The 13240-nt window shown below is 71.9% G+C and carries 9 protein-coding genes, 1 pseudogene and 1 riboswitch; of the genes and pseudogenes, 1 reads left to right on the forward strand and 9 read right to left on the reverse strand.

The annotated features are described in order from the left end of the window. Window positions 1-116: 116 nt before the first annotated feature. The 9 genes and pseudogenes from OYE22_RS08265 to OYE22_RS08305 form a co-directional block, all read right to left on the reverse strand. Complete coding sequence (locus tag OYE22_RS08265) at window positions 117-785, reverse strand: trimeric intracellular cation channel family protein (protein WP_277319794.1); 669 nt, start codon at window positions 783-785, stop codon at window positions 117-119. 211 nt (window positions 786-996) lie between these two features. Continuing rightward, window positions 997-2343 (reverse strand): dipeptide ABC transporter ATP-binding protein, encoded by a 1347-nt coding sequence (locus OYE22_RS08270; protein ID WP_277319795.1) that lies wholly within the window; start codon window positions 2341-2343, stop codon window positions 997-999. Between the two features lie 11 nt (window positions 2344-2354). Next, window positions 2355-3503, reverse strand: a complete 1149-nt coding sequence (locus tag OYE22_RS08275) for an ABC transporter ATP-binding protein (RefSeq protein WP_277319796.1) — start codon at window positions 3501-3503, stop codon at window positions 2355-2357. After that, the gene (locus OYE22_RS08280; RefSeq protein ID WP_277319797.1) at window positions 3500-4498 is read right to left on the reverse strand and encodes an ABC transporter permease; all 999 of its coding nucleotides are present in this window, start codon (window positions 4496-4498) and stop codon (window positions 3500-3502) included. The genes OYE22_RS08275 and OYE22_RS08280 overlap by 4 nt, the downstream gene beginning before the upstream one ends. Window positions 4499-4651: 153 nt before the next feature. Continuing rightward, window positions 4652-6421 (reverse strand): ABC transporter substrate-binding protein, encoded by a 1770-nt coding sequence (locus OYE22_RS08285; protein WP_277319798.1) that lies wholly within the window; start codon window positions 6419-6421, stop codon window positions 4652-4654. 89 nt (window positions 6422-6510) lie between these two features. Continuing rightward, window positions 6511-7518 carry an ABC transporter permease gene (locus OYE22_RS08290; protein ID WP_277319799.1) on the reverse strand — a complete coding sequence of 336 codons (1008 nt, stop codon included), beginning with the start codon at window positions 7516-7518 and terminating at the stop codon, window positions 6511-6513. A 964-nt stretch (window positions 7519-8482) separates the two neighbouring features. Beyond that, a complete protein-coding gene (locus tag OYE22_RS08295; RefSeq protein ID WP_277324046.1) occupies window positions 8483-9250 on the reverse strand; it encodes an enhanced serine sensitivity protein SseB C-terminal domain-containing protein in 768 nt (255 codons plus the stop codon). Between the two features lie 175 nt (window positions 9251-9425). After that, the gene (locus OYE22_RS08300) at window positions 9426-10217 is read right to left on the reverse strand and encodes an enhanced serine sensitivity protein SseB (protein ID WP_277319800.1); all 792 of its coding nucleotides are present in this window, start codon (window positions 10215-10217) and stop codon (window positions 9426-9428) included. 330 nt (window positions 10218-10547) lie between these two features. Continuing rightward, window positions 10548-11096, reverse strand: a pseudogene (locus OYE22_RS08305) (AAA family ATPase); the annotation flags it as partial. A 721-nt stretch (window positions 11097-11817) separates the two neighbouring features. Next, a riboswitch (glycine riboswitch) is annotated at window positions 11818-11933 on the forward strand. Window positions 11934-12084: 151 nt separating this feature from the next. On the opposite strand from OYE22_RS08305, the gene gcvT reads away from it, so the two are divergent. Then, window positions 12085-13221, forward strand: coding sequence for a glycine cleavage system aminomethyltransferase GcvT (gcvT, locus tag OYE22_RS08310; protein WP_277324047.1), 1137 nt, complete (start codon window positions 12085-12087; stop codon window positions 13219-13221). The last annotated feature ends 19 nt before the right edge of the window (window positions 13222-13240 follow it).

The raw sequence follows: 13240 nt of genomic DNA on the forward strand, positions 1-13240 counted from the left end.
CGTAGCCCCGCGCCCCGTACGACACCGCCCCGTGCCCCAAGCCCCGCCACCCCCGCAAGCGCCGCGCAGGCGCCGCGCGCACTCCACCCCATGGGGTCGGCCGGCCCGCGCCGGCGCTAGGTTCCCTCCGCCTCCTCGCGGGCCGTGCTGCGGCGGTTCCAGGCGCGGGGGGCGCGCCAGCCGAAGCGCATCGCGCACAGCCGGAGGGCGAAGGCCAGCAGGGCGGCGAGCGCGCTCGTGCCGCCGCTCAGCGCGTCGAAGTGCACCAGCAGGGCCACCACGGAGGAGCCGACCAGGGCCGGTACGGCGTAGATCTCGCGGTCCCAGCGCAGCAGTGAGGGCACCTCGTTGGCCAGCACGTCGCGCAGCACGCCGCCGCCCGCCGCCGTGGCGACGCCCAGCGTGACCGAGGCGGTCAGGCTCAGCCCGTACTCGTACGCCTTGGTGGTGCCGGCCACGCAGAACAGGCCGAGGCCCGCCGCGTCGAACACGCCGACCGCCCCGTTGATCCGCTCCACCTCGGGATGGAGGAAGAACACCAGGCTGGCGGCTATCAGCGGGGTCACGAAGTAACCGAAGTCGGTGAAGGCCGCGGGCGGCACGGCCCCGATGATCAGGTCGCGGATCAGCCCGCCGCCCAGCGCGGTGACCTCGGCGAGCACGGCTATGCCGAAGACGTCGAAGTTCTTGCGTACGGCGAGGAGCGCGCCCGAGATCGCGAAGACGAAGATCCCGGCGAGGTCCAAGGAGCGCAGCACGGATGGCGTGAACAGATCGGTGAGCACCCGCTATTTTTACCCCGCGGGTCCGGGATGCCCGATCTGATCAACGGGGCCCGGGGCCACTACCGGCCCGCCCCGGCCCCGCGCGCGGCCCGGCCGCCGGGCCCGCTTCCTAGCGTCGTACGTGCCCACACCGCCCACATCCGCGGTCACGGCCACCGCGCCACCTCGCCCACCGCCCCGGCCGTGATATCCGTCACCGCCGCGCCCGTGGTCAGCCCTCGGCGGCCCCGGGCTCCTTCTTCACGGGCTTCGCGGGCTCCGCGGACTGCTTCGCGGACTGCTTCGCCGGCTCCTTCGACGCCTTCCCCGCTGCCTCCGCCGAGGGCTTGGCGGACGCCTTGTCCGCGGCCCCGTCCGGAGCCCGGTCAGCCGTCTTCGCCCCGGCCGTCGCCGTCTTCGCGGCCTTGGCCGGCGCCTTCTCAGCCGTCGTGGTCGACCCCGCCGCCGGCGCCGCCGCGCTCGGCGCCTGGGTGCGGGCGCCCTTGCCACCGCCCGCCGCGTCCTCGGCCAGCGCGGCGTCGCCCGGCTTGAGGTCCTCGTGGTTCTCGGGGTGGTGGCACGCCACCTGGTGGCCCGTCTTCAGCGCGAGCAGCGGCGGCTCCTCCACCGTGCACACCACCGTGGCCTTCCAGCACCGGGTGTGGAACCGGCAGCCGCTCGGCGGGGCGATGGGCGAGGGCACGTCGCCACGGAGCAGGATGCGGTCGCGCTTGCCGCGACGCCTCGGGTCGGGCACCGGGACCGCCGAGAGCAGCGCCCGGGTGTACGGGTGCATCGGCCGCTCGTACAGCGATTTCCGGTCAGTCAGCTCGACGATCTTGCCGAGGTACATCACCGCGATCCGGTCCGAGACGTGCCGGATGACCGACAGGTCGTGCGCGATGATCACGTACGTCAGGCCCAGCTCCTCCTGGAGGTCGTCCAGCAGGTTGACCACCTGGGCCTGGATCGACACGTCGAGGGCCGAGACCGGCTCGTCCGCGACGACCAGCTTCGGGTTCAGGGCCAGCGCGCGGGCGATGCCGATGCGCTGGCGCTGGCCGCCGGAGAACTCGTGCGGGTACCGGTTGTAGTGCTCCGGGTTCAGGCCGACGCGCGCCAGGAGTCGCTGCACCTCCGCCTTGACGCCGCCCTCGGGGGTGATGCGCTGGAGCTTGAAGGGGGCGCTGACGATGGTGCCGACCGTGTGGCGCGGGTTCAGCGACGAGTACGGGTCCTGGAAGATCATCTGGACGTCGCGGCGCAGCGGGCGCATGCCGGCGACGTTCAGGTGGGTGATGTCCCGGCCCTCGAACTCCACCGTGCCGCCGGTGGGTTCGAGCAGGCGGGTGATGAGCCGCCCCATGGTGGACTTGCCGCAGCCGGACTCGCCGACCACGCCCAGCGTCTCGCCCGACCTCACGTCGAAGCTCAGCCCGTCCACGGCCTGGACCGCGCCGACCTGCCGGCGCAGCAGCCCCTTGGTGATCGGGAAGTGCTTGACCAGGCCGGTCACCTTGAGCAGGGTCTCGCCCGCGGCTGGCCGCTGCTTCTGCAACGTCACGTTGTTCTCCGACACAGCTTGGTCCTTCACAGCTTGGGCGCAATCTCTTCGGTCCAGATCCGCGTCCGCTCCTCCTGCGACATGTGGCACGCGGAGAAGTGACGGCTGCCGACCTCCTTCAGCTCCGGCCGCTCGGTGCGGGTGCGGTTGTCGGCCGGCACGTCCGCGTACGGGCAGCGGGGGTTGAAGGCGCACCCCTGCGGCACGTTGATCAGGCTGGGCGGCGAGCCGTGCACGGGGATCAGCCGGTCGGTCTGGTCCCGGTCGATGCGCGGCATCGAACCCAACAGGCCCCAGGTGTAAGGGTGTTGGGGCTCGTAGAAGACCTTCTCCGCCGGGCCGCGCTCCACGCACCGGCCGCCGTACATCACCAGGATGTCGTCGGCGAGCTCGGCGACGACGCCCAGGTCGTGGGTGATGATGATGACGGCCGAGCCGAACTCCTTCTGCAGGTCCCGGATCAGGTCGAGGATCTGCGCCTGCACGGTGACGTCCAGGGCGGTGGTGGGCTCGTCGGCGATGAGCAGTTCGGGGTTGTTGACGAGCGCCATCGCGATCATGGCGCGCTGCCGCATGCCGCCGGAGAACTGGTGCGGGTAGTCGTCGACCCTGCGGTCGGGCTGCGGGATGCCGACCCGGTCAAGCAGCTCGACCGCGCGCCGCCGCGCCTTCTGCTTGTCGACCTTGTTGTGGACCCGGTACGCCTCCATGATCTGCGCGCCGACCGTGAAGTACGGGTGCATCGCGGAGAGCGGGTCCTGGAAGATCATCGACATCTCGCGGCCCCGCAGCCGCCGGACCTCGTCCGGGTGGGCGGCCAGCAGGTCGGTGCCGTCGAACCAGATCTCGCCGGAGATCCGCGCCTTGCCCCGGCCGTACTGGCCGACGGTGTGCAGTCCCATGATGCCGAGCGAGGTGACCGACTTCCCCGATCCCGACTCGCCGACGATGCCCAGCGTCTTGCCGCGCTCCAACTGGAAGGAGAGTCCGTCGACGGACTTGACCAGGCCGTCGTCGGTCGGGAAGTGCACCCGCAGGTCGCGTACGTCCAGGAAGACGCCCGAGTCCGGGGTGCCGGCGGTCGTCGGCTCGCCCACGGCGCCGGCCCGCCGCGCGGGCCGGCCACTCGTCTTGCTGACCGCGCGCCCGGCCCCGGGGGTGGATTCCGTCGTCATGAGAGCCTCACTCGGGGGTCGATCACGGCGTACAAGAGGTCCACGACGAGGTTGGCGATCACGACGGCGCCCGCCGTGAGCAGCGTGACCCCCAGGATGACCGGCAGGTCGCGTTCGCCGATGGCCGACACAGCCGCCTGGCCGAGGCCCGGGAGGCTGAACGTGGTCTCGGTGAGGATGGCCCCGCCGACCAGCGCGCCCAGGTCCATGCCGAGGATGGTGAGCACCGGCGTCATGGTGGAGCGCATCGCGTGCTTGCCGATCACGACCGGCTCGCGCAGTCCCTTGGCGCGCGCGGTGCGGATGTAGTCCTCGCCGAGCACTTCGAGCATGGTGGCGCGGGTGAGCCTGGCGTACATCGCCGCGTACAGGAAGGCGAGCGTGACCCAGGGCAGGATCATGCCGCTGAACCACAGCGCGGGGTCGGTGCCGAACTCGGTGTACTCGTTGCTCACCCAGTCGAGCTGGTACGAGAAGATCGCCAGCGAGACGACGCCGGTGAAGTAGATGGGGAGCGAGACGCCCGCCAGGGCGACGGTCATGGCCGTGCGGTCCCAGATCGTGCCGCGCTTGAGCGCCGAGACGATGCCGGTGGCCACGCCGCCGATGACCCAGAGCAGGGCCGCGCCGCCGGCGAGGCCGAGGGTGACCGGCAGTCGGTCGGTCAGGACCGGCCAGATGGGCTGCTCGTTGCGGAAGGAGTACCCGAAGCACGGAGCCGAGCAGTGCACGGTGTCGGCGCCGCTGGTGTAGTCACGCCCCATGAACAGGCCGCGCAGGAACTCCCAGAACTGCACCACGATCGGGTCGTCGAGCCCGAGCTTCTGGCGGATGGCCTCGATGGCCTGCGCGTCGGACTGCTTGCCGACGTACATCGTCGCCGGGTCGACGCCGGTCCACTTCGGGATGATGAAGAAGATGCCGAAGGTCACCAGGATGACGACCATCAGCGTCAGGACGACGGCGAACAGCCGCCGGATGAGGTATGCGAGCACTGCTTTCGGCCCGGCCGCGGCGGGGAACTACCGGCGTTCGTCCGGTGGTTCCCCGCCGCGGAACGCGGCCATCACCTGCCCTTCGTGCCTAGCGGCGGGTGCGCCGGGATGCGGCTGGCCTCACGCCAGACCTACGGATACGGGTGGTGGCGATCACTTGACGACGCCCAGCGCCTGGTAGTCGTAGCGGCCGTTGAAGGCGTCGGCCGTGTAGACGTTGGTGAGCCGGCTGCTGCGCCAGATGACGTTCTTCTCGAACACGAACGGCAGGTAGACGGCGTGCTCCGAGACCATCTTGTTCATCTCGGTGTAGATCTTCGCCGCCTTGTCCTCGTCCAGCTCGGACTGCGCCTGCGTGAACTTGGCGTCGATCTTGGGGTCGTTGAGCATGCTGTAGTTGTTGTTGCCGTTGTCCAGGATGTACTTGCTGTGGACGAGCGGCTGCGAGAAGCCCTGGCCGGTCGGGAAGTCCGGGCCCCAGCCCATGATGATGATCCCGAAGTTGTGCTTCTTGACGTACGCCGGGTTGCCGATGATGCCGGCGGTCATCGAGCCGTCGTACTGCTCGATCTCGGCCTGGATGCCGATCTTCTTCAGCGACGCCTGGAGCGACTCGGCGGTGGCGACCTCGACCGGCTTGTTGTTACGCACCGCGATGGTGGTCTTGAAGCCGTTCGGGTGACCGCACTTCTTCAAGGCTTCCTTGGCCTTGGCGGTGTTCGGGGCGCCGCCGTTCTCCAGCGCGCCGTACGGGTCGTACTTCGGGTCCGAACCCTTGACGACCGGCGGCAGCATGTTGGTGGCGATGTCACCACCGGCCTGCGGGCCACCGCGGGCGGTCTGCAGCGACTGCTTGTCGGCACCGTAGATGACGGCCTTGCGGCACTCGAGCTTGTCGAACGGCTTGACCGTCTGCGGGAAGACCGCGTACCGGATGAACCCGGTCATCGGGTTGTCGAGGTTGCCCTTGTGCTTGCGCAGGGCCTCCACGCGGCCGGCCTGGCCGATGCCCGTCGCGTTCAGGTCGATGTCGTAGTCGCCCTTGATGAGGCGCTTGTCCATCTCATCGGAGTTGGTGATGAGCGTCAGGGTGATCTTGTCCGGAAGGGCCTTGCGGACGGGGTCCGAGGACTTCTTCCAGTTGGGGTTGCGGGTCAGCACCATGGACTTCTTGGGCTCGTACGAGACCCACTGGTACGGGCCCGAGGAGAACGGCTTCTGGCCGTAGCGCGAGCCGGTGTCCTTGTCCTGGCGGGCCGGGGAGGCGGCGGGCATGGCCAGCATCTGCTCGAAGTCGCCGTTGGGCTTGGGCAACTTGAAGACGATGGTCTTGTCGTCCGGCGTCTCGATGGCCTTCAGGCCCAGCTTCTCCGGGTGCTTGTCCTTGTACGGGCCCTTGTACTCGCCCTTGGGGTCGAGCGTGTCCTTGAGGTAGATCGGGCCGCCGGACAGCACGTCCTGGGCCCAGATCCGCTCGATGCCGTACTTGATGTCCTTGGACGTGATCGGCTTGCCGTCCTGCCAGGTCACGTCGGGCCGCAGGGTGTACTCGTACCGCTTGCCGCCCTCACTGATCTTGGCCGCGGCGGTGGCCAGGTCCGGCACCAGTTCCTGGCTCTCCTTGCCGGGGGCCGGCTTGTAGGTGATCAGCTGGCGGGTGTAGTAGCGGGCGTAGTCCCAGACGAAGCCGTAGTAGCCGCGCTGCGGGTCCCAGGAGTCGGCGTCCTGGGTCCCGATGAACTTGAGGGTGCCGCCCTTCTTGTCCGACGGGTTGGCGATCTTGTTCTGGGCGGCGTTGAAGCCCGGGCCACTGCCCTCGCTCTTCTTGCCACCGCCCCCGCAGCCGGCGGTGGTCAACAGAGCCGCGACGACGACGGCCGACCCCGCGACCAGTCTGCGCTTCGATGTGCGATGGGTTGTCACGATCTCGCAACCTCCGTGGTGGTGACGTTTCTTTGGCTTGCGTGGTGGGACTGCCGGCGGAGCGGCGTGGGACTGCTGGGGTGTTGGGGTCAGCGGTTCCCCTTGGGGTCGAGGGCGTCTCGGACGCCGTCGCCGAGGAGGTTGAAGGCCAGCACGGTCACGAAGATGGCCAACCCGGGGAAGATCAGGAACATGGGCGCGATCTCGTACGTGCGCACCGCCGTCGACAGCATCTGTCCCCACGAGGCGGTGGGCGGCTTGACGCCCGCGCCCAGGAAGCTCAGCGCGGCCTCGGTGAGGATGTTGGTCGGGATCATCAGGGTCATGTAGACCGTGATCGGCGCGACCAGGTTGGGCAGCAGTTCCCGGAAGAGGATGTAGCGGCGGCCGGCACCGAGGCTCTGCGCCGCCTCCACGTACTCGCGCTCGCGCAGCGACAGCGTCTGGCCACGCACGATGCGTCCCACGTAGGGCCAGCCGAAGAAGCCGATCACCACGATCAGCACGCCCATGCGGACGCCCGAACCGCTCAGCCCCCACAGCTCGCTGGGCACCACCGAGACCAGCGCCAGGATGAACAGGAGCTGCGGGAAGGCGAGCAGCAGGTCCATGGTGCGGCTGATGATCGCGTCGACGACGCCGCCGAAGTAGCCGGCGATGATGCCGAAGACGGTGCCGAGCAGGACGGCGAATATCGCCGAGAGGAAGGCCACGATCAGCGAGATGCGGGTGCCGTAGACCACCCGGCTGAAGGTGTCGCGGCCGTTGGTCGGTTCGACGCCGAACAGGAAGTCCTTGCTGATGCCGCCCCAGTCGCCCACCGGTTGGCCACCGCCGAAGGCGTCGATCGTCTCCGGGCCGTCGTGGAACTCGTTGGGCGGGTGGCCGAACCAACTGACGATCAGCGGGGCGAAGATCGCCACGAGGATCAGGAACAGCACGACGCCGCCACCGACGAACGCCAGCTTGTCCCGTTTCAGTCGCACCCAGGCGATCTGGGCGGGCGAACGGCCCGCGATCTCCTTGGCCGGGGCGTCGGCCGCGACGTCGACAGCCGCGGTCTCGGCCGCGCTCGTGTCGTGCAGTGGTGCCGTCATCGTGGTGGGGACCCCTCTCGGCCGGGTGGTGACCGGCCCACGACCGCCGCTGTAGCGGCTGGTTCACATCAGTTGGAGCGAAAGCCGATGGAGCAAAAGCTGCTGAGCTGGTGCAAATGGACTGAACTTGGCGTGCGGGTACCGCTGATGGTGCGAGAGCTGCGAAGCGAGATCCGCCCTCGTGGCCCTGAGTACGGCCAAGCGCGAGAACGTTGGCACGGGCTCGGCGCGAAGAGTGCGGACGGACCGGGAAGTTCACCCGCGGCGCGTCACCCGTTCGGGTCGTGTGACGCGCCACACGTCCCTTGGAGCGGGAGTCTTCAACGCTGCCGCGATCACCCGCCAGACCTCATCGGTAATGGATGCGCAACTGTGATGTGGCCAGGAAGGTTCCGTTATCCGAACAGTGGAGCCGGATGAGCGGGGCGCAGTCGGCCGATTACCCACTCGCGAACAGGGGTTGTGGCCAGCGACGGCCGCCCGCGCCAGGCGGAGGGACAAACTCCCTGGTGCGCCCCTGACGCACCGGCCGGGATTGGCGCGTTCCCGCCACCATGGCGGGTCCCCGCGAGGGGCCGCGACGGGAGGCCGCGGGCAACGGCGGGGCAACACGCGGTGTGCGCCGGGGCACCACCCGGGGCCCAGCGGGGCATCGCGCGGGGTGCGACGGGGCGCTGGGCAGGGTGCGACGGGGCGCTGGGCGGGGTGCGGCATATCGGGTGAACGCCGCGTCTCCGGCAGGGAGTGCGTACCGGGCATGCGTCCCGGGCGAGCGGCGCCGGCGCGCCAGCGGGCAGGCGGGCGGCCCGAGTTCGGGCCGGCGGCGCCCGCCGCAAGCCCCGGACCGGGAGCTACGGGCGTGGGCTACGGGCGCGGGCGCGTGTGGGGGCTACGGGCGCGGGCGCGTGTGGGGGCTACGGGCGTGGGCGCGTGTGGGGCTGTGAGCCGGGGCGGCCGGGGGCGCTCAGTACGGCTGGGGTTGCGGCGGGTAGCCGTATCCGGCCGTGGGCGCGGGCGCGGGTCCGTAGAGGTCGCGGTCGAAGAAGGGGCGGCTGTTGGCCTGCATCCACATCGCCACCGGGTCGTACGCGTCGGCCATCGCGACCGTGGAGACCGGCAGCCCGTCGGGCACCACCCCGATGGCCTGACGCATCATCAACCGTACGGATTCCACGGCCTGTTGGCTCGTGTCGTACAGCTCAAGGCCGATGGCCAGGTACGGGCTGCCGAGCGCCGGCTGTACCCAGGCGCGGCGCAGCGAGCGCACCGCGGGCGTGCGGTGCGCGTGCTGCCCGAGCAGGGCGTAGAACTGGTGCATCTCCACCGTGGGTTCGCTCAGCCGCAGCGGCCCCGCGGGCAGTCGGTCCAGGCCCCCCGCCACGCGCCGCAGGTCGGCCCAGGGGACGCCGACGCCGCCGCCGGGGGCGTGCGGGTTGAGCCACAGGCCCCAGCGCTCGGGGAAGAGCGCGGCGGCGACCTGCCGGCCGGTGACCACCTCGTGGGAGCGGTGCCAGCCGCTGGCGGCCAGCTCGTGCGCGGAGGTCACGCACGGCGCGTAGCCGAGGCCGTCGATGTCCATGTTTCCGTACTGGGCGTCGGGTGATCCCGGCTGGCCGTGCCACAGGAGCATCCACACCTGGCCCTCGACGAGGGCGTGCAGGAGGCGCTCGTACGCGTCGAAGCGCCCTGGGGAGACCTGCCCCAGCGCCTCCTCGACCTGCCCGGCGGGCACACCCGCCCCGCCTCGCCCGCCACCGCCGAGATACGAGTCGCTGCGCACCCCCCTGTCCGCGCCCGCGCTCACCTGGTTACGCCCCTTCTGTCGGCCGATGTCCGGGGCGTCGTCGCACGCCCCGCCCGGTCATCCAACCAGCTTACGAGTCCCCCTCGACAGCTCCCGCACGACGTCACACGTCCCGGTCGAAGAACGGTCGCACCCGCCCCAGCATCCAGTCCGCCACCGGGTCCTGGGCGATGTCCAGCAGGACGAGCTGTACCGGCCAGGCCACCGGGACCGCGCCGAGCGCCCGGCCGAGCGCGTCCAGCACCAGGGCGCGCGCCTGCGGGTCGGGCCGGTCCACCTCGACGCCGACGAACAGGGCCGGGGGCTGGCCCTCGACGCTGGCCAGGGCCCGGCGCGCGGTCCGCACGCCGGGCGTCGCCGTGAACTCGATGCCGGCCGCGGCCAGGAAGTCGACCGGCTCGTCTTGCCAGTCGGGCTCGTAGAGCAGCACCCGGCCGCCCGACGCGGCCCCGTCCAGGGGGGTGCGGCCGGCGCGGCACAGTTCGGCGACGGCGGGCGTCGGGAGCGGGACGCCGACCGCGCCGCCCGGGTTCACGACGATGCCCACCTGTGGGGGCAGCCCACGGGCGAACTCGACGGCCGGGGCGACGGTGAAGGACATCTGGCCGCCGGTGAGCGCGTGGAACTGCGCCTCGGAGCTGAAGACCGGGGTGAAGGCGGCGCCGTCCAGTTCGATGGTGGCGAGGTCCAACTCGGTGCTGTCCGGGCCACCGCCGCGCGGCAGCGGCACCCATATCAGGCTGCGCCCGAGTACCTCGACGACGCGGGCGCCCGCGCCCGTCCGCTGTTGTCCGTCCGGGCCCAGCGCGAGCGAGGCGGCCAGCACCTCTTCGAGCTCGTTGCACGGGAAACCGCCGACAGCCGGGGAGGTTTCGTGTCGCTCAGGGATGCTCATCTCGTCCAACCACCGTCTCGTCCGACCTGCCTACGCACCCTAACGGCTGCACCCGCCCCCGCTCCCGCGGGCCACCGCCCGCCCGGGCGCACGGCACCCTTCGCGGGCGCCTGCCCACCGGGTCCCGCGCCGGCACGCGGCGCGGGCGCGGGAGCCGCCGGCGCCCCGTCGGGCGCGTGGGGTGCCCCGCGTACAGACAGACGCGCGGGGCGCCGCGTACGGGTGCACGGAGGTGGCGCCCCGTCGTGTCCCGTTGCATCTCGGGGCGCCCCGTACCCGGCGCGCCGGGCCGCCCTCGCCGCGCGGGCGCGAGCGCGGGCGGCTACGGGTCTAGTCGAACCCGATGTCGGCCAGCGCCCCGGCCGCCGCGCGGTCCAGCAGGACCGCCGACGCGCAGCCGGCCGGCGGGGCTCCCGCGAGCGCCTCCGCGCGCAGCCGACCGACCGCGGCGCGGTGGCGGCCGAAGGCGTACGGGGAGACCCCACGGCCCCGCGCCGCCTGCCCGGCCAGGGCCACGCCCGGCGGCACGTCCAGCAGGACCAGGTGGAGGGCGACGCCGCGACGCCGCGCGCAGCGGGCCAGCCAGCGGCGTACCCACGGCATGGTGCCGCAGTCGTGGACGACGACGCTGTCGCCGGAGCGCACGGCCCGGCGCAACCCCGCGTAGTGCGCCAGGCGCACCAGCGGTCGGTAGGCGGAGTAGGCCAGCCACGGTGGCATCCGGCGTTCCCAGCGGTCCCTGGCGTCCTGCGAGTCGACCCGCCGCACCGGCCGGCCCTGCGCGTCACGGGCCGGCACCACCCGGCGGATCAGGGTGCTCTTCCCGCTGCCGGGCAGCCCGGAGACGACGACCAGGTCACCGGCGACGTAGCGCAGCTCGCGCACCCGGGCCGGCGGGGCGGCTGCCACGGCTGCCGTGGGCGGGGCTGACGGGGTCGGCGGGGCTGACGGAGCCGTCGGGACGGCCGGGACCGGCGGTCGCGGTGGGGCGCCGGCGGCGCGCGCCCGTGGGAGGTGGCCGCCGCCGTCGGGCACGCGCGGGCCCTGGTCACCGGCGGACTCCGGGGGCGTGGGGCTACTGGCGGGCTCCTCGCCGGGCGGGCCCCCGGCGCGCCGTTCGCCGACGCCGGGGTCGGCCGAGAGGCGCTCGCCCGAGGGGCCGTCAGCCGTGGAGTGGTCGGCAGTGGAGCGGTCAGCCGTGGAGCGGTCGGCCGTGGAGCGGTCGGCTAAGTCCGTCAGCGTCGCGCCGGGCTGCGTGCGGGCCCGGTCCGCCGGCTGGGCGTGGGCCCGGCCGCCGGCGCGCAGGTCGCGGACCCGGGGGCCGCGGCCCGGCCGCACCAGTTCCCCGGCCGCCCGCGCCCGCTGCCGCGACGGCGCGGCTGGCGCGGTCACTGGAGGTGTTCGTGACTGTCCCGCCTGCGTGCCCTGACCCTGCAACGTGATCGTCCTCCCCGAGCATGACGGCGGCGGTCACCACGGTCCGTATCCACCGAGTGTAAAGAAGAGGTAATACGCCCCACCGGAGATTTGGGTGCCGGACCGGGGGTCCATCGCTCGCCTGTCCGTGTCATGATGTGCGCGCAACTGCATACTGGCCGCTTGAATCCATGCGGGAGAGTTCCCGGACCAGCGATGATCTGCTCGATCAGCCGCCCGGGACGCCGAAGGAGCAAGTCCTCCCTTGAATCTCTCAGGCCCCGATACCGCGTGGATGAGGCAGATCTGAAAAGCGAGCCGTTCGCGCGGCTCCACCCAAGGTGCAAGCCTGCCCCGCTCCGCGGGGGGTCAAGGCGAACCTCTCAGGTTCCGATGACAGATGGGGAGGATGTCCTCGCCAGCCCTGCCCACCCCCTGGGAGTCCGCACCGATGAGCAGCCTGCCCGATTCTCCGCGCCGCACCGCCCTCGACGCGACCCATCGCGCGCTCGGCGCCACCATGACCGACTTCGCGGGCTGGGACATGCCGCTGCGGTACGGCAGTGAGCGCGAGGAGCACGTCGCCGTCCGCACCCGCGCCGGCCTGTTCGACCTCTCCCACATGGGCGAGATCACGCTGACCGGCCCGCAGGCCGCCGAGGCGCTCGACTTCGCCCTCGTCGGCAACCTGTCCTCGGTGGCCGTCGGCCGCGCCCGCTACACCATGATCTGCGACGCCGACGGCGGCATCCTGGACGACCTGATCGTCTACCGGCTGGCCGACCAGACGTACCTGGTGGTGGCCAACGCCTCCAACGCGCAGACCGTGCTGGACGCGCTGACCGAGCGCGCCGCCGGCTTCGACGCCGCCGTCCGGGACGACCGCGACGCGTACGCGCTGCTCGCCGTCCAGGGCCCCGAGTCCCCCGGCATTCTGAAGTCGCTGACCGACGCCGACCTGGACGGGCTCAAGTACTACGCGGGCCTGCCCGGCACCGTCGCCGGCGTCCAGGCGCTGATCGCCCGTACCGGGTACACCGGTGAGGACGGTTTCGAGCTGTTCGTCGCCCCGGGCGACGCCGAGACCCTGTGGCAGGCGCTGACCGAGGCCGGCGCGCCGGTCGGGCTGATCCCGTGCGGGCTCTCCTGCCGCGACACGCTGCGCCTTGAGGCGGGCATGCCGCTGTACGGCAACGAGCTGACCACCGCGACCACGCCCTTCGACGCCGGGCTCGGCCGCGTGGTGAAGTTCGAGAAGACGACCAACGGTGGCCGCTTCGTCGGCCGCGAGCCGTTGGAGGGGGCGGCCAAGCGGGCCGCCGAGGCCCCGCCGCGCAAGCTGGTCGGGCTGGTCGCCACGGGCCGTCGGGTGCCGCGCGCCGGGTTCTCCGTCGTGGCCGCCGACGGCACCGTGATCGGCGAGGTGACCTCCGGCGCCCCGTCGCCCACCCTCGGCAAGCCGATCGCCATGGCCTACGTGGACGCGGAGCACGCCGCTCCGGGCACCGAGGGCGTGGCCGTGGACATCCGTGGGACGCACGAGCCGTACGAGGTCGTCGCGCTCCCCTTCTACAAGCGCGAGCGCTAGCCGCCGCCCCGGTCCCACC

This window comes from Streptomyces sp. 71268 (assembly GCF_029392895.1).
Taxonomy (GTDB): Bacteria; Actinomycetota; Actinomycetes; order Streptomycetales; family Streptomycetaceae; genus Streptomyces.